Annotated in this window: 15 protein-coding genes; 12 read left to right on the top strand and 3 right to left on the bottom strand. The window is 71.8% G+C overall.

The features are described 5' to 3' along the window. Window positions 1-106: 106 nt before the first annotated feature. Together P3T27_RS15465 and P3T27_RS15460 are read right to left on the bottom strand one after the other, a co-directional pair. Window positions 107-766: a peptidylprolyl isomerase gene (locus P3T27_RS15465; protein WP_280678622.1), complete on the bottom strand. Its 660-nt coding sequence runs from the start codon at window positions 764-766 to the stop codon at window positions 107-109. 126 nt (window positions 767-892) lie between these two features. Continuing rightward, entirely contained in the window at window positions 893-1,633 is a 741-nt protein-coding gene (locus P3T27_RS15460; RefSeq protein ID WP_280678620.1) for a TetR/AcrR family transcriptional regulator, read from the bottom strand. Between the two features lie 94 nt (window positions 1,634-1,727). On the opposite strand from P3T27_RS15460, the gene P3T27_RS15455 reads away from it, so the two are divergent. Next, window positions 1,728-2,393: a CatB-related O-acetyltransferase gene (locus P3T27_RS15455; RefSeq protein ID WP_280678618.1), complete on the top strand. Its 666-nt coding sequence runs from the start codon at window positions 1,728-1,730 to the stop codon at window positions 2,391-2,393. Window positions 2,394-2,566: 173 nt separating this feature from the next. After that, window positions 2,567-3,526, top strand: coding sequence for a DMT family transporter (locus P3T27_RS15450; RefSeq protein WP_280678616.1), 960 nt, complete (start codon window positions 2,567-2,569; stop codon window positions 3,524-3,526). 13 nt (window positions 3,527-3,539) lie between these two features. On the opposite strand, the gene P3T27_RS15445 is transcribed toward P3T27_RS15450, so the two are convergent. Further along, window positions 3,540-4,112, bottom strand: a complete 573-nt coding sequence (locus P3T27_RS15445) for a hypothetical protein (protein WP_280678614.1) — start codon at window positions 4,110-4,112, stop codon at window positions 3,540-3,542. Between the two features lie 194 nt (window positions 4,113-4,306). Between P3T27_RS15445 and P3T27_RS15440 the strand changes: the two genes are divergently transcribed. From P3T27_RS15440 to nuoH, 10 genes are all read left to right on the top strand, one after another. Beyond that, window positions 4,307-5,443 carry a histidine kinase gene (locus P3T27_RS15440; RefSeq protein ID WP_280678612.1) on the top strand — a complete coding sequence of 379 codons (1,137 nt, stop codon included), beginning with the start codon at window positions 4,307-4,309 and terminating at the stop codon, window positions 5,441-5,443. A 25-nt stretch (window positions 5,444-5,468) separates the two neighbouring features. Then, window positions 5,469-6,158 (top strand): response regulator transcription factor, encoded by a 690-nt coding sequence (locus tag P3T27_RS15435; protein ID WP_280678610.1) that lies wholly within the window; start codon window positions 5,469-5,471, stop codon window positions 6,156-6,158. A 586-nt stretch (window positions 6,159-6,744) separates the two neighbouring features. Continuing rightward, window positions 6,745-7,104, top strand: a complete 360-nt coding sequence (locus P3T27_RS15430) for an NADH-quinone oxidoreductase subunit A (RefSeq protein ID WP_030060100.1) — start codon at window positions 6,745-6,747, stop codon at window positions 7,102-7,104. Between the two features lie 101 nt (window positions 7,105-7,205). Then, complete coding sequence (locus P3T27_RS15425) at window positions 7,206-7,760, top strand: NADH-quinone oxidoreductase subunit B family protein (RefSeq protein WP_280678608.1); 555 nt, start codon at window positions 7,206-7,208, stop codon at window positions 7,758-7,760. Next, window positions 7,757-8,485, top strand: a complete 729-nt coding sequence (locus P3T27_RS15420; protein ID WP_280678606.1) for an NADH-quinone oxidoreductase subunit C — start codon at window positions 7,757-7,759, stop codon at window positions 8,483-8,485. Before P3T27_RS15425 ends, P3T27_RS15420 begins: the two co-directional genes overlap by 4 nt. Continuing rightward, a complete protein-coding gene (locus tag P3T27_RS15415; RefSeq protein WP_280678604.1) occupies window positions 8,485-9,870 on the top strand; it encodes an NADH-quinone oxidoreductase subunit D in 1,386 nt (461 codons plus the stop codon). Before P3T27_RS15420 ends, P3T27_RS15415 begins: the two co-directional genes overlap by 1 nt. Next, on the top strand, window positions 9,867-10,622 hold the full coding sequence (gene nuoE, locus P3T27_RS15410) for an NADH-quinone oxidoreductase subunit NuoE (protein ID WP_348534101.1): 756 nt from the start codon (window positions 9,867-9,869) through the stop codon (window positions 10,620-10,622). Before P3T27_RS15415 ends, nuoE begins: the two co-directional genes overlap by 4 nt. Continuing rightward, window positions 10,622-11,983: an NADH-quinone oxidoreductase subunit NuoF gene (nuoF, locus tag P3T27_RS15405; RefSeq protein ID WP_280678602.1), complete on the top strand. Its 1,362-nt coding sequence runs from the start codon at window positions 10,622-10,624 to the stop codon at window positions 11,981-11,983. Before nuoE ends, nuoF begins: the two co-directional genes overlap by 1 nt. Further along, entirely contained in the window at window positions 11,980-14,538 is a 2,559-nt protein-coding gene (locus P3T27_RS15400) for an NADH-quinone oxidoreductase subunit G (protein ID WP_280678600.1), read from the top strand. The genes nuoF and P3T27_RS15400 overlap by 4 nt, the downstream gene beginning before the upstream one ends. Continuing rightward, window positions 14,535-15,869 carry an NADH-quinone oxidoreductase subunit NuoH gene (gene nuoH, locus P3T27_RS15395; RefSeq protein ID WP_280678598.1) on the top strand — a complete coding sequence of 445 codons (1,335 nt, stop codon included), beginning with the start codon at window positions 14,535-14,537 and terminating at the stop codon, window positions 15,867-15,869. Before P3T27_RS15400 ends, nuoH begins: the two co-directional genes overlap by 4 nt.

The raw sequence follows: 15,869 nt of genomic DNA, 5'->3' as shown, positions 1-15,869 counted from the left end.
TGCTCCCGTGCGGTGTCGTTGGTGCTGTCACCGTACGGGAGCAGCGGCGGGCGGCGGTCGGCCGGTCAGTGGGCGCGGGAGCCCGGCCGACGGGGTGGGCCTTCGGTCAGTGGGTGCTGATCTTCACGTGGCGGATGTTCACGGGGAGGTTGGGGAAGCCGTCGCCGGGGTTGTTCTGGTCGTCCTCGCCGCCGGCGGCGATCTTCTGCAGCACGTCCAGGCCCGCCGTGACCCGGCCGAACGGGGTGTAGGCGGGGGAGAGCTTGGTGTCCTTCCAGACGAAGAAGAACTGGCTGCCGTTGGTGTTCGGACCGGCGTTGGCCATCGCCACGGTCCCGGCCGGGTAGGTGGCGCCGGTCAGGTTCTCGTCCGGGAAGGAGTAGCCGGGGCCGCCGCTGCCGGTGCCGGTCGGGTCGCCGCACTGCAGGACGTAGAGCCGCTGGGTGGTGAGGCGGTGGCAGTGGCTGCGGTCGAAGTAGTCGTGCTCGGCGAGGAAGCGGAACGAGAAGGTGGTGCAGGGTGCCTTGTCGGTCAACGCCTGGAAGGTGATCGCGCCCTGGCTGGTGCGCAGGGTGGCGCGGTAGGGCTGGGCGGCCTTCTTGGCGTCGAAGACCGGGATGCCCTTGAAGTTGTCGGCCGGCACCGCGGGGGTGTAGGTGCAGGCGGGCGCGGGGGGCGGGGTGTCCGCGACGGCGGTGCCGGCGCTCGCCGTGAGCGGGAGGACGGTGGCGACGGCGAGCAGGGCCGCCCAGGGTGCGCGCTTCACGTGACTTGCCTTCCGAGGGGTGGTGGACGGCGGGGTTGGCATGGCGCCATCATCCACGCCGGGGCGGCGATCCGGTAGGGGGCGGTGGGGATCGGGTTCCATCGGGCGGGCGGAGGGGCGGGAGCGTCAGGAGGCTTTCCGGGGGCCGGGGTTGGCGGTCGGTGCGGGGTTGGCGGTCGGTGCGGGGTCGGCGGGCGGTGCGGTGGTGAAGAGTCCGGCGCGGGCGGCCAGCGCGGCGGCGTCGGCGGCGCGTTCGGCGGTGTGGGCGTCCAGCGGCTCGCCGGTGACGAACAGTCGGTAGTAGAGCGGGGCGGTGGCGGCCCGGACTACCTCGGCGCCGTCCGTCCCGGCGGGCAACTCGCCGCGGGCGACCGCTCGTTCGGACACCTCGGCGGCCTGGCGGTGACGGGCGGTGAAGAAGGCGCGCAGGGCGGCCGCGCCGGCGTCGGAGCGCTGGGCGGCGAGGATCAGCGCGGTGGGGGTGGCGCCCAGGTCGGGATCGGTGAAGACGGTGAACACCTCCCGGGTGATCCGGCGCAGGTCCTCGCGGAGGTCGCCGGTATCGGGCAGCGGCCAGGACTGGTCGGCCGAGGCGGTCAGGGCGTCCGCGACCAAGCCGTCCACCCCGGTCCACCGCCGGTACAACGTCGCCTTGTGGACGCCGGAGCGGGTCGCGACCGCCTCGACGGTGAGGCCGTCGTACCCCTTCTCGGCGACCTCGGCGAGGGTGGCGGCGACCACCTCTGCCCTGACCCGGGCGCTGCGGCCGCCGGGGCGCGGGGTCGGGGTGCGGGGCTCGGGGTGGGGGTTTTCGAAGGTGTGCGTGCGGGCGTTCTCGGAGGTGTTCGCGGAAGTGTTCCCGTTCAAAGTCGACTCCAGTCGCATTAATGCTTGCTGTGGCGAGGTGGCCGTGCCATGCTCATCGTAATGCGACTTTAGTCGCGTTACGAGAGGAGTCCGCATGACCGCCACCGCCATTCCCGATCCCACCGCCCTGCACCCGCTCGCCGGCCACGACCGGGTGGTCCTGCTGCGCCCGCTCGTCACCGACCCGCGGATCGAGGTCGGCGCGTACACCTACTTCGACGACCCCGACGGGGCCACCCGCTTCGAGCAGCGCAACGTCCTCTACGCCTACGGGCCCGAGCGGCTGGTGATCGGCAAGTACTGCGCGATCGCCACCGGGACCCGCTTCCTGATGGCCGGCGCCGCCCACCCGAGCATCGGTGTGTCCACCTTCCCGTTCACGATGTTCGGCGGCGACTGGACCGAGCGGACCCTCGACATCGTCACGGGCCTGCCCAGCCGGGGCGACACCGTGATCGGCAACGACGTCTGGTTCGGCCACGGCGCCACCGTCCTGCCCGGTGTCCGGATCGGCGACGGCGCGATCATTGCGGCCGGCGCGATGGTCTCCGCCGACGTCGATCCGTACACCATCGTCGGTGGCAACCCTGCCCGCCCGATCCGGCGCCGCTTCGAGGACGCCGACGTCGAGCGACTGCTCCGCGCGGCCTGGTGGGACTGGCCGGTGGAACTCGTCACCGAGCACGTCCGCGCCATCATGTCCGGGACCCCGGCGGACATCGAGGAGATCGCTGCGGCGAACGGCCTGCTCGGCGGCTGACCGCCGGACCCGGAAGGGCATTGATCGCGGACGGGCCGGTGCGCGAAGATGGCGCCCTCCTGCTCCACGCTCCGCCCCGTCGACAGCCGGGCCTTCCGCCCGGCTCCAGGGTCCGTCCGACGCCGTACGGTACTCGCGCCCGCCGGTTCCGTACGCTCGGAGGGATCTGACCCATGCGTGCCCCGTTGTCCATGTCCTCGTCCTCCTCGGTCCTTCGCGATCTGCCGGTCCTGCTCGTGGCGGTGGTGTGGGGATCGAGCTTCCTCGCCGTCCAGCGGGTGGCAGGGCCCGGGACGGCCGTGGCGATGCTGGTCCTGCGGTTCCGGCTGGTGCTGCCGCTGCTGGGGGCGGTCGCCTGGCCGGCGCTCCGGCGGCTGAGCCGTGCCGAGTGGCTCGGCGGCGGCGCGCTGGGGCTGGTGCTCAGCGGGATCTTCCTGCTGGAGACCTACGGCGCCGTGCACACCTCCGCCACCAATGCGGGGCTGATCATCAGCCTGGCGATGGTGTTCACACCGCTCGGCGAGAGCGCCCTCGGCCGGACGGCGCCGCCGCGGGCCTTCCTCGCGGCCGCGGGGCTGGCCGTGCTCGGCGTCGCCCTGCTCACCGGGGACGGCGGGCTGCGTCCTCCTTCCCTCGGGGACCTGCTGGTCCTGGGTGCCGCCCTGGTCCGTTCGGCCTTCGTCCTGGCGACGGCCCGCGTCCGGGCCGTCCGCGACACCGGCATGCTTGCTCTGACCTGGGTCCAACTCGCTGTTGCCACCGCCGTGTTCGCGGTCGTCGCGGCGGTCGTGGGGCCGTCGCCGTGGACTCTCGCCAGCTCGTATGGGCCCGGCCAGTGGGCCTGGCTGCTGCATCTGTCCCTGTTCTGCACGCTGTTCGCCTTCTTCGTCCAGATGTGGGCCGTCCGCGCCACCTCGCCGTCCCGGGTGAGCCTGCTGCTCGGCACCGAGCCGCTGTGGGCTGCCGTCTTCGGCATCACCATCGCCGGGAACCGGATGGGCCCGCTCGCCCTGGTCGGCGGAGCCCTGGTGCTGGTCGCGACCGAGTGGGGCCGCCGCACCGCCCCGGCTCCGTGCCAGGCCGAGGCCGAGGCCGAAGCCGCGGACCGGGAGTCGGAGCCCGCCCCGGCGTGACACGCCACGGTGGTCACCTGCGCCGCAGGGTGCGTCGGGCGTAGTCGACGGTGACCACGCCGAGCAGCGGACCCCAGGCGACCAGCGGCAGGTAGGCGAGGGTCATCACCAGGCCGGCGATGCCGTGCGGGGAGTCCGCCTCCGCCATGTTCCGGCTCCAGCCGCCGGTCAGCGCGGCTATCCCGAGCGTGGTCAGAATCGCCGAGCCCAGTGCGGCCGGAACGATCGCCGCGAGCGGCCGGACCGCCCGGCCGCCGATCAGCGGGATCCAGCGAGGCGCCACCCGCCCCCAGGGCCGGACCAGCCCGACGGTCAGGAAGGCCAACGCCTCGGCCAGGGCGCTCAGCACCACGACGTAGACCGTGCCCCAGCCCGGCTGGTGCTCGGCGTACCGCGCGGCCGTGGCGCCAGTGAAACCGACCGGGACGCCGAAGCCGAACGCGATCCGCCACAGCCCCGAGGGCACGGTCGTCAGGACGGTGGCCCTGGCGGCGAGCTCGGCCCATCGCGGCGCGGGCGGGACGGCCGGGACGGCCGAGGGGGTCGGACGAGTGGTGGTCCGGGCCTTGATCATGATCTTCGACATGGGGGTGAACTCCCTTCGCGGTCGGCCCATCCGGCCGCTTCGATGGCTCAAGCCTGACCGCTGCGGCCGATCCGCGACAGCTGCCGATCGGGCTGTTCTCCCTGCTCAACAGGCCTCTGAAATATGCCGATCGGCACAAGCGAGCAGTCGGCGACCCGTCGTAACGTGGCGGCAGTCGAAAGGAGGAGATGGCGATGAGTCAGCTGCTGGCGGTGGTCGTTCCGGCCACCCTCCTGCTGGTGCCCATGGCGCGCAGGCGCCGAGGGGCCGCGGTCGCGACCGCGGCGGTCGGGGCGATGTCGTCGGCGGTCACGATCGCCGTCTGGCTCGCCGGCCGCTGGACGGAGTCGGACCGATGGCCCGGGGTGCTCGGCCTGGCCGAACTGGCCGCGCTGCTGCTGGCGGTGGTCCTCCTGCTGCGCGCGGAGGACGGCCCGCGGTGCGCGGCGGCGGCCTGGACGGCCTGTGGTGCGGTCGCGCTCTGGCCGTCCCGCTTCCAGGCGATCGACGGGCCCGGAGACGTGCTCACCCTCTTCGGTTTCGGGTCGATGCTGGCCCTGCCGGCCGTTCTGATCGGGCTTTATCTGCGCGGCCTGGACGCGGGGCGGCACAGGGCGGTCGCCGAGGCACGGCGTGCCCAGCGGCTCGAACTGGCCCACGACCTGCACGACTTCGTGGCGCATGACGTCAGCGGCATGGTCGCCCAGGCCCAGGCCGGGGCCTATCTGGCAGCCATCGACCCGGCCCGGGCGGTCGAGATGTTCGAGCGGATAGAGCAGGCCGGGCAGCGGGCCCTGGCCTCGCTGGACCGGACGGTTCAACTGCTGCGCACAGAGGAGGGGACTGGGCGCGGACCGCAGCAGGGGCTGGCCGAACTCGTCGAGTTGGTCGAGCGGTTCACCGCCTCGGGCGCCGCCGAGGTCCGGCTGGAGCTCCCGGAGGAGCCAGTACCTCGGGAGGTGGAGGGCACGGTTCACCGGGTCGTTGTCGAGGCCCTGACCAACGTCCGGCGTCACGCCCCGGGCGTACGGCAGGTCGAGGTCAGGGCGCGCTGCACCGGCGGGTGGCTGGAGTTGCTGGTGGTGAATGACGGCCTCGCCCCTGGTGTAGGTGGGCGCCCGCGCCGGGGCGGCGGCAGCGGACTACCGGGGCTGGCGGCCCGGGTGGAGGCGCTCGGGGGCACGTTGGCAGCGGGTGCGGACGGCCAGGATGCCTGGCAGGTGACGGTGAGGCTGCCGTTGGAGCGGCAGGAGGGAAACGAGACGCGAGAAGCGCAGCGGGTGGAGGAGGCAGGGGAGGAACGGGAGATGCAGGGGAGACCGGTCCGGTGAGGACCAGCACAGGGGAAGGGTGGAGATGAGGGGCAGCACGGGCCCGATTCGGATCCTGGTCGCCGACGACCAGGCGGATGTCCGCAGCGCGTTCCGGATGATCTTGGACGTCCAGCCGGACATGGCCGTGGTGGCGGAGGCAGCGGACGGAGTCGCAGCGGTGGAGGAGGCCCGACGGCTTCGACCGGACGTCGTGCTCGCGGACATCCGGATGCCACGGCTCGACGGTCTGGAGGTCACAAGACAGTTGGCCGGGGAGTGCAAGGTGATCGTGGTGACCACCTTCGACCTGGACGAGTACGTGCACACGGCCCTGTGGCACGGTGCGGCCGGGTTCCTGCTGAAGCGTTCTGGGCCGGTGCTGCTGGTCGAGGCGGTCCGCGCGGCGATGGCGGGGGACGCGTTGATCAGCCCGCAGGTCACCGTCAGGTTGCTGCGGCACATGGCGGCGCCGGCGGGCGACCGGAGGACCGGCGCCGGACCTGTGGCACCGGCGCCGCTGAAGGCCGGCCCGGTTGAGGAGCTGACCGCGCGAGAAAGGGAGATCGCCGAACTGGTGGCGGACGGCGCGACGAACGCCGAGATCGGAGCGGGGCTGTTCATCTCACCGGGGACGGTGAAGAACCACCTCGCCAACGTCCAGCGCAAGCTCGGTGCCCGTAACCGGGTGGGCATCGCGGCCTGGGTCTGGGAGAAGGCGGCTGGTAGCCGGTAACCGGCCCCAGCGCACGGAGATCGGGGCGCCCCGCCCTGGGTCAGGCATGACCCAGCACCGGAGAAGGTCGGGCGGGCGGCGGGCGGCGGGCGGCGGGTGGCGGGTGGGGGGTGGGGAGGGGGAGGGGGAGGGGGGAGACCCCCTCCGAGCAGCACCTCGCGCGCTTGTGAACGAAGGGTCAAGCGGGCGTTCGGAACCGCGCCACCCCTCAGGGTGAGCCGCTATAACACGTCAACATGACGCCAGAAAATTTGCTCCCGGCGAAGCATAGTTGATATAAGAGCGCGGCTCTGACCAGCCGCTTCACAAGTAAATGCGACCGGTTGTGACCATTTGACTTCTTTGCGTTGACAATTATGGGCATGTTCATATTCGACACGGTTCTCATCGTGTCGTAGATCACAAAGATGACGTTGAACTGCGTGTCGCAGATCACAAGCCGACGGGCATAGGATGCGCTCGTTCCAGGCTTTGTGAACTGCCTCACATGAGGTGGATCCCGGGAACCGGAACGCGGGTTCACCTCAGCGTGACCCGCCGGTTCCGATCTGCAGTCAAGGACGACTGGACGGAGGGAGCGGGGGCTATGAATGCCTACGCGCCGATCCTCGTACTCGGTGCCATCGCGGCGGCGTTCGCGGTCGGCTCCGTCGTGATGGCCTCACTCACCGGCCCCAAGCGCTACAACCGGGCCAAGTTGGAGGCGTACGAGTGCGGCATCGAGCCGACCCCGCAGCCCGTGGGCGGCGGTCGGTTCCCGATCAAGTACTACCTGACGGCGATGCTCTTCATCGTCTTCGACATCGAGATCGTCTTTCTCTACCCCTGGGCGGTGACCTTCGACGCCCTGGGGATCTTCGGGTTGGTCGAGATGCTCCTGTTCATCGCCACCGTCTTCGTCGCGTACGCCTACGTGTGGCGCCGCGGCGGTCTGGAGTGGGACTGAACGCGGGGTGGCCGCCGCCTTTGTGAACGAGCGGACAAGCCCGAACGGGCCGGCCGCACCACAGGACTTGAGGGCTTCTTGAGGGCATTGAGAGGGATCTGATGGGAATCGAGGAGAAGCTGCCGAGCGGCTTTCTGCTCACGACCGTGGAGACGGCCGCCGGCTGGGTGCGCAAGGCGTCACTCTTCCCGGCCACCTTCGGTCTGGCCTGCTGCGCGATCGAGATGATGACCACCGGCGCCGGCCGCTACGACCTGGCCCGGTTCGGCATGGAGGTGTTCCGGGGCTCCCCCCGGCAGGCCGATCTGATGATCGTGGCGGGGCGGGTGAGCCAAAAGATGGCCCCGGTGCTGCGCCAGGTGTACGACCAGATGGCCAACCCGAAGTGGGTCATCTCGATGGGCGTCTGCGCCTCCTCGGGCGGGATGTTCAACAACTACGCGATCGTGCAGGGCGTCGACCACATCGTCCCGGTGGACATCTACCTGCCCGGCTGCCCGCCCCGCCCGGAGATGCTGATGGACGCCATCCTGAAGCTGCACGACAAGATCCAGCACGAGCCGCTGGGCGCGAACCGGCGCCGGGCCGAGGAGCTCGGCGAGGCGCTCGCCCTCCGGGCCACCCCGGTCAGCGAGATGCGGGGGCAGCTGCGATGAGCGAACAGCTACCCGAGACCCGCGGCGAGGAGTCGGTCCCCGAGCGGCCGGTCCGCGAGATCCCGGTCGAGGTGGTCGGCCGCCGGCAGGGCATGTTCGGCGCCCAGGGCAGCGGCGACACCTCCGGCTTCGGCGGCCTGGCCGCGCCGATCGTGCTGCCCGGCCCGAGCGCCCGGCCGTACGGCGGCTGGTTCGACGAGGTCGCCGACGAGCTGGAGGGCGCCCTGGAGGAGCAGGGCCTGGACCCGGCCGAGGTGATCGAGAAGACCGTCGTCGACCGCGGCGAGCTCACCTTCCACATTGACCGCGCCCACCTGCTCAGGACCGCCCGCACCCTGCGCGACGACCCGGCGCTGCGCTTCGAGCTGTGCCTGGGCGTGAGCGGCGTGCACTACCCCGCCGACCAGGGCCGCGAACTGCACGCGGTCTACCACCTGCGCTCGATCACCCACGGACGGCTGATCCGGGTGGAGGTCACCGCGCCGGACGCCGACCCGCGGATCCCCTCGGTGGTGAGCGTCTACCCGACCAACGACTGGCACGAGCGCGAGGCCTACGACTTCTTCGGCCTGGTCTTCGACGGCCACCCGGCGCTCACCCGGATCATGATGCCGGACGACTGGCTGGGCCACCCGCAGCGCAAGGACTACCCGCTCGGCGGCATCCCCGTCGAGTACAAGGGCGCCCAGATCCCGGCACCCGACCAGCGGAGGTCGTACAGCTGATGACTACTCAGCATCACGAAGAGACCGAGCGGACAGACGCCGAGCGGACAGGGGCCGAGCAGGCGGAGGCCGAGCGGGCGGAGGCCCGGGACACCACCGAGGGCCGGGTCTTCACGGTCACCGGCGGCGACTGGGGCGAGGTGGTCGAGGCGGTCGGCCGGGCCGACGACGAGCGCATCATCGTCAACATGGGCCCCCAGCACCCGTCCACCCACGGCGTGCTGCGGCTGATCCTGGAGATCGACGGCGAGACGGTGAAGGAGGCCCGCTGCGGCATCGGCTACCTCCACACCGGCATCGAGAAGAACATGGAGTTCCGCAACTGGGTCCAGGGCACCACCTTCGTGACCCGGATGGACTACCTGACCCCGCTGTTCAACGAGACCGCGTACTGCCTGGCCGTGGAGAAGCTGCTCGGCATCACCGGCGACGTCCCGGACCGGGCCAACGTCATCCGGGTCCTGATGATGGAGCTCAACCGGATCGCCTCGCACCTGGTCTGCCTGGCCACCGGTGGCATGGAGATCGGCTCCACCACCCTGATGATCTACGGCTTCCGCGACCGCGAGCTGATCCTGGACGTCTTCGAGCTGGTCACCGGCCTGCGCATGAACCACGCGTACGTGCGCCCCGGCGGACTCGCCCAGGACCTCCCGCCCGGCGCCGTCGACCAGATCCGCGAGTGCGTGAAGACGCTCCGCTCCCGGATGCACGAGTACGACAAACTCGCCACCGGCAACCCGGTGTTCAAGGCCCGCCTGGTCGACGTCGGCTTCCTCGACCTGCCCGGCTGCCTGGCCCTCGGCGCCACCGGCCCGATCCTGCGCGCCACCGGCCTGCCGCACGACCTGCGCAAGACCGACCCGTACTGCGGCTACGAGGACTACGACTTCGAGGTCGTGACCGCCGACAGCGCCGACTCCTACGGCCGCTTCCTGATCCGTCTGGAGGAGATGCGGCAGTCGCTGCGGATCGTCGAGCAGTGCCTGGACCGGCTACGCCCGGGCCCGGTCATGGTGGCCGACAAGAAGATCGCCTGGCCCGCCCAACTCTCCGTCGGCCCCGACGGGATGGGCAACTCGCTCGACCACATCCGCAAGATCATGGGCACCTCGATGGAGGCCCTGATCCACCACTTCAAGCTGGTCACCGAGGGCTTCCGGGTCCCGGTCGGCCAGGCGTACGCGGCGGTCGAGTCGCCCAAGGGCGAGCTGGGCGTGCACGTGGTCAGCGACGGCGGGACGCGCCCGTACCGGGTCCACTTCCGGGATCCGTCGTTCACCAATCTGCAGACGATGGCGGCGATGTGCGAGGGCGGCCAGGTCGCCGACGTGATCGTCGCGGTGGCCGGGATCGACCCGGTGATGGGAGGCGTGGACCGGTGACAGACGTCCAGTTGGGGATGCCGGCGCTGCCGGCCACACCGTACCCCGAGGAGGTGCACGCCCGGCTGGCCGCCGACGCCGCCGAGCTGATCTCCCGCTACCCGCAGGCCCGGTCGGCGCTGCTGCCGCTGCTGCACCTGGTGCAGGCCGAGGAGGGCTTCGTCAGCCCGACCGGCATCCGGTTCTGCGCCGAGCAGTTGGACCTCACCACCGCCGAGGTCACTGCGGTCGCCACCTTCTACACCATGTACCGGCGGCGCCCGGCCGGTAAGTACCACGTCGGGGTCTGCACCAACACCCTGTGCGCGGTGCTCGGCGGCGACCAGATCTTCGCCGAGCTCCAGCAGCACCTCGGCGTGCGCAACAACGAGACCACCGAGGACGGCGAGATCTCGATCGAGCACATCGAGTGCAACGCGGCCTGCGACTACGCCCCCGTGGTGATGGTCAACTGGGAGTTCTTCGACGACCAGACCCCGGACAGCGCCCGGCAGCTGGTGGACGACCTGCGGGCCGGCCGCGAGGTCCGGCCGACCCGCGGCGCCCGGCTGTGCGACTTCAAGGAGACCGCCCGGATCCTGGCCGGCTTCCCCGACGAGCGCCCGGGCGCCAACGACGAGTCCGGTGCCGGCGGCGCGCCCTCGCTGGCCGGCCTGCGGCTGGCCAAGGGCGAGGCGCTGCCCGGCACCGGCGGCACCCGGGTCGTCGCTCCCCGCCACGAGGGAACCGGTCACGAAGGGACCGAAGCGTGATGACCTCCGCCGAGCCGGCCGAGAAGCTGCTCACCCCCGTCCTGTCGGCCTCCTGGGACGACAGCCGCCCCTGGACGCTCGCCACCTACCGTCGCCACCAGGGCTACGAGGGCCTCAAGGCGGCCCTGGCCATGCCGCCGGACGACGTGATCGCCCTGGTCAAGGACGCCGGGCTGCGCGGCCGCGGCGGCGCCGGCTTCCCCACCGGGATGAAGTGGCAGTTCATCCCGCAGAACGACGGCAAGCCGCACTACCTGGTGGTCAACGCGGACGAGTCCGAGCCGGGCACCTGCAAGGACATCCCGCTGCTGTTCGCCAACCCGCACGCGCTGATCGAGGGCATGATCATCGCCTCCTACGCGATCCGCTGCGACCACGCGTTCATCTACCTGCGCGGCGAGGTCGTCCCGGTGCTGCGCCGCCTGCACGCGGCCGTCGCCGAGGCGTACCAGGCCGGGCTGCTGGGCCGGGACATCCTCGGCTCGGGCGCGAACCTCGACATCACCGTGCACGCCGGCGCCGGCGCCTACATCTGCGGCGAGGAGACGGCGCTGCTGGACTCGCTGGAGGGCCGCCGAGGCCAGCCCCGGCTGCGCCCGCCGTTCCCGGCGATCGCCGGCCTGTACGCGTGCCCGACGGTGGTCAACAACGTGGAGTCGATCGCCTCGGTGCCGCCGATCCTGGCCCGCGGCAAGGAGTGGTTCAAGGGCCTGGGCACCGAGAAGTCCCCCGGCTTCACGCTCTACTCGCTCTCCGGCCACGTCACCAACCCCGGCCAGTACGAGGCGCCGCTGGGCATCACGCTGCGCCAGCTGCTGGACATGAGCGGCGGCGTCCGGTCCGGCCACCGGCTGAAGTTCTGGACCCCGGGCGGCTCGTCCACCCCGATGTTCACCGACGAGTACCTGGACGTCCCGCTGGACTACGAGGGCGTCGCCGCGGCCGGCTCGATGCTCGGCACCAAGGCGCTGCAGGTCTTCGACGAGACCACCTGCGTGGTGCGGGCGGTCACCCGCTGGACGGAGTTCTACGCCCACGAGTCCTGCGGCAAGTGCACCCCCTGCCGCGAGGGCACCTACTGGCTGGTCCAGCTGCTCAAGCGGATCGAGGCGGGCGAGGGCGTCGAGGGGGATCTGGAGAAACTCCTCGACATCGCCGACAACATCAACGGCAAGTCCTTCTGCGCACTGGGTGACGGTGCCGCCAGCCCGATCGTCTCCTCCCTCCAGTACTTCCGGGCCGAGTACGAGCAGCACCTGGCCGAGCGCCGCTGCCCGTTCGACCCGGCCGCCTCCACCGTCTGGGCCGACGGCCCCCGCCCCGGCCACCAGTCCGCCACCGAAAGGGAGGTGCACGCGTGACGATCACAGAGCCATCCACCTCCACGGGCGACAAGGCCGCGGTCGAACTGGTCACGCTCACCATCGACGGCGTCGAAGTGCAGGTCCCCAAGGGGACGTTGGTGATCCGGGCCGCCGAACAGATCGGCACCCAGATCCCGCGCTTCTGCGACCACCCGCTGCTCGACCCGGCCGGCGCCTGCCGGCAGTGCATCGTCGAGATCGAGGGGCAGCGCAAGCCCGTCGCCTCGTGCACCATCCCGGTCGCCGAGGGCATGGTGGTGCGCACGCAGGTGAGCTCGCCGGTGGCCGAGAAGGCGCAGCGCGGCGTGATGGAGCTGCTGCTGATCAACCACCCGCTGGACTGCCCGGTCTGCGACAAGGGCGGCGAGTGTCCGCTGCAGAACCAGGCGATGTCCACCGGCGACGCCGACAGCCGCTTCGAGGGGATGAAGCGCACCTACGAGAAGCCGATCCCGCTCAGTACGCAGGTGCTGCTGGACCGGGAGCGCTGCGTGCTGTGCGCGCGCTGCACCCGCTTCTCGCAGCAGATCGCCGGGGACCCGTTCATCGACCTGCTGGAGCGCGGGGCGCTGCAGCAGGTCGGCATCGGGGACGCCGAGCCGCTCGACTCGTACTTCTCCGGGAACACCATCCAGATCTGCCCGGTGGGTGCGCTGACGTCGGCGGCTTATCGTTTCCGCTCGCGCCCGTTCGACCTGGTCTCCTCGCCCAGCGTGTGCGAGCACTGCTCCGCCGGCTGCGCCCAGCGCACCGACCACCGGCGCGGCAAGGTGCTGCGCCGGCTGGCGGGTGAGGACCCGGCGGTCAACGAGGAGTGGAACTGCGACAAGGGGCGGTTCGCGTTCCGCTACGCCCAGCAGCGGGACCGGATCACCACCCCGCTGGTGCGGGTGGACGGCGAACTGGTGCCCGCCTCCTGGCCGGAGGCGCTGGCCCGGGCGGCCGAGGGTCTGCGCGGCGCCCGGACCGGGGTGCTGACCGGCGGACGGGTGACCGTCGAGGACGCCTACGCGTACGCCAAGTTCGCGCGGGTGGTGCTCGGCACCAACGACGTGGACTTCCGGGCCCGCCCGCACAGCGGCGAGGAGGCGGACTTCCTGGCCGCGGCCGTCGCCGGGCGCGGGGTGGACGTGGACGGCGAGGGCCTGACCTACGAGCAGCTGGAGCAGGCGCCGGCGGTGCTGCTGGCGGGCTTCGAGCCGGAGGAGGAGTCGCCGATCGTCTTCCTGCGGCTGCGCAAGGCCGCCCGCGACCGGGGCCTGAAGGTGTACTCGGTGGCGGCGTTCGCCTCCCGGGGCCTGGCCAAGCTGAACGGCACGCTGCTGCCGGCCGCCCCGGGCACGGAGGCGGAGTGGTTCGCCGCGCTGGCCGCCGACGAGCCGCTGAACGACGAGGCCGGGCGGGCCGCGGAGCTGCTGCGCAGCCCGGGCGCGGTGATCCTGGCGGGCGAGCGGCTGGCCGCCACCCCGGGCGCGCTGACGGCGCTGCTGCGGCTGGCGCACGCGACCGGCGCGCGGCTGGCCTGGGTGCCGCGCCGGGCCGGTGAGCGGGGCGCGGTCGAGGCGGGTGCGCTGCCGGGGCTGCTGCCGGGCGGCCGTCCGGTGGCGGCCCCGGCGGCCCGGGCGGAGGCCGCCGCGCTGTGGGGCGTGGCGGAGCTGCCGTCCCGGCTGGGCCGGGACACCGACCAGATTCTCGCGGCGGCCGCGCACGGCGACCTGGACGCGCTGCTGGTCGGCGGCGTCGACCCGGACGACCTGCCGGATCCGGCGCTGGCCGACGAGGCGCTGGCGGCGGTGCCGTTCGTGGTGTCGCTGGAGCTGCGGCCCTCCGCGGTGACGGCGCGCGCCGACGTGGTGCTGCCGGTGGCGGCGGTGGCGGAGAAGGCCGGCACCTTCCTGGACTGGGAGGGCCGGGTGCGGATGTTCGAGGCGGCGCTCAAGCCCGACCAGCAGATGGGCCGCCACCTGTACTCGGACCTGCGGGTGCTGACCATGCTGGCGGACGCGCTGGGCCACCGGCTCGGCCTGCCGGACGTCCGGGCGGCCCGGCTGGAGCTGGACCACTTCACCCCGTGGACGGGTGACCGGTCCGCCGACCCGGCCGCGCACCCCGGCCTGCTGCCCCGCCCGGCCACCGGCCAGGCGGTGCTGGCGGGTTGGCGTCAGCTGCTGGACAACGGCACGCTGCAGCAGGGCGATCCGCACCTGGCGGGCACCCGGCACCGGGCGGTGGCCCGGGTCTCGCCGGTCACCGCGAAGGAGATCGGTGCCGGGCAGGCCGGCGCCGAGGCGGGTGCGGCGCTGCGGCTGACCGGCCCGGCGGGCTCGCTGACCCTGCCGCTGGAGGTCACCGACTCGATCCCGGACCGCACGGTCTGGATCCCGCTCAACTCCACACCGGGCGGCGCCCAGCGCGCGCTCGGCACCACCGTCGGCCACCTGGTCACGATCGCCGCGGCGGCGGCCGAACCGCCCGCCAAGACCTCGGCCGAGACCGGGGCCCCGGCCGGCGCCCAGGCCGACGACGCGGGCAGCGAAGGGGAGGACCGATGACTCCGCAGCCGTACGAGACGCTCCACTTCTTCGGCCAGGACCCGTGGTGGCTGGTGCTGCTGAAGGCGGTGTTCTGCTTCGGCTTCCTGGTCCTGACGGTGCTGATCGCGATCGTCTGGGAGCGCAAGGTGGTGGCCTGGATGCAGTTGCGCATCGGGCCGAACCGGCACGGCCCCTGGGGGATGCTGCAGTCCCTGGCGGACGGCGTGAAGCTGGCGCTCAAGGAAGACCTGGTGGTCAAGGGTGCGGACAAGGTGGTCTACATCCTGGCCCCGATCGTCTGCGCCATCCCGGCGTTCATGGCCTTCGCGGTGATCCCGTTCGGCCCGGCCGGCAACGAGGTGTCGATCTTCGGCACCCGGACGGCGATGCAGCTGACCGACTTCCCGGTGGCGCTGCTGTACATCCTGGCGACGGCCTCGATCGGCATCTACGGCATCGTGCTGGCCGGCTGGTCGTCCGGTTCGACGTACCCGCTGCTGGGCGGGGTGCGCTCGGCCGCGCAGATGATCAGCTACGAGATCGCGATGGGCCTGTCGTTCGCGGCGGTGTTCATCTACTCGGGGTCGATGTCGACCTCGGAGATCGTGGCGCACCAGCAGCCGACCTGGTTCGCGGCGCTGCTGCCGGTGTCGTTCATCGTCTACATCGTCGCGATGGTCGGCGAGACCAACCGGGCGCCGTTCGACCTCCCGGAGGCCGAGGGCGAGCTGGTCGGCGGCTTCAACACCGAGTACTCCTCGCTGAAGTTCGCGATGTTCATGCTGGCCGAGTACGTCAACATGGTGACCGTCTCGGCCGTCGCCTCCACCCTGTTCCTGGGCGGCTGGCGGGCCCCGTGGCCGGTGTCGACCTTCTGGGCGGGCGCCAACCACGGCTGGTGGCCGATGCTGTGGATCACGCTGAAGATCCAGCTGCTGCTGTTCTTCTTCATCTGGCTGCGCGGCACGCTGCCCCGGTTCCGCTACGACCAGTTCATGAAGCTGGGCTGGAAGGTGCTGATCCCGGTCTCGCTGGTGTGGCTGGTGCTGATCGCCAGCGTGCGGGCGCTGCGCAACGAGGGCTACGGCTTCGGCGAGGTGGTGCTGTACGTCGGTGCCCCGGTCGGGGTGATCCTGCTGCTCGCCCTGCTGCGGGACTTCCTGAAGAAGGCCCCCGAGTCCGAGCCCGAACCCGAGTCTCCCGAGGGCGGGTTCGATCCGATGGCGGGCGGCTACCCGGTGCCGCCGCTGCCCGGCCAGGAGCTCCCGCCGGTGCCGCGCCGGCGCAGCCGTGCCCCGAAGCAACTCCAGGACGCCCTCAACGGGGCCGACCATTCCGAAGGGAGCTGA

The sequence above is a fragment of the Kitasatospora sp. MAA19 genome, from assembly GCF_029894125.1.
In the GTDB taxonomy this organism is placed as follows: domain Bacteria; phylum Actinomycetota; class Actinomycetes; order Streptomycetales; family Streptomycetaceae; genus Kitasatospora.
This window is presented reverse-complemented; position numbering and strand designations above follow the sequence as displayed.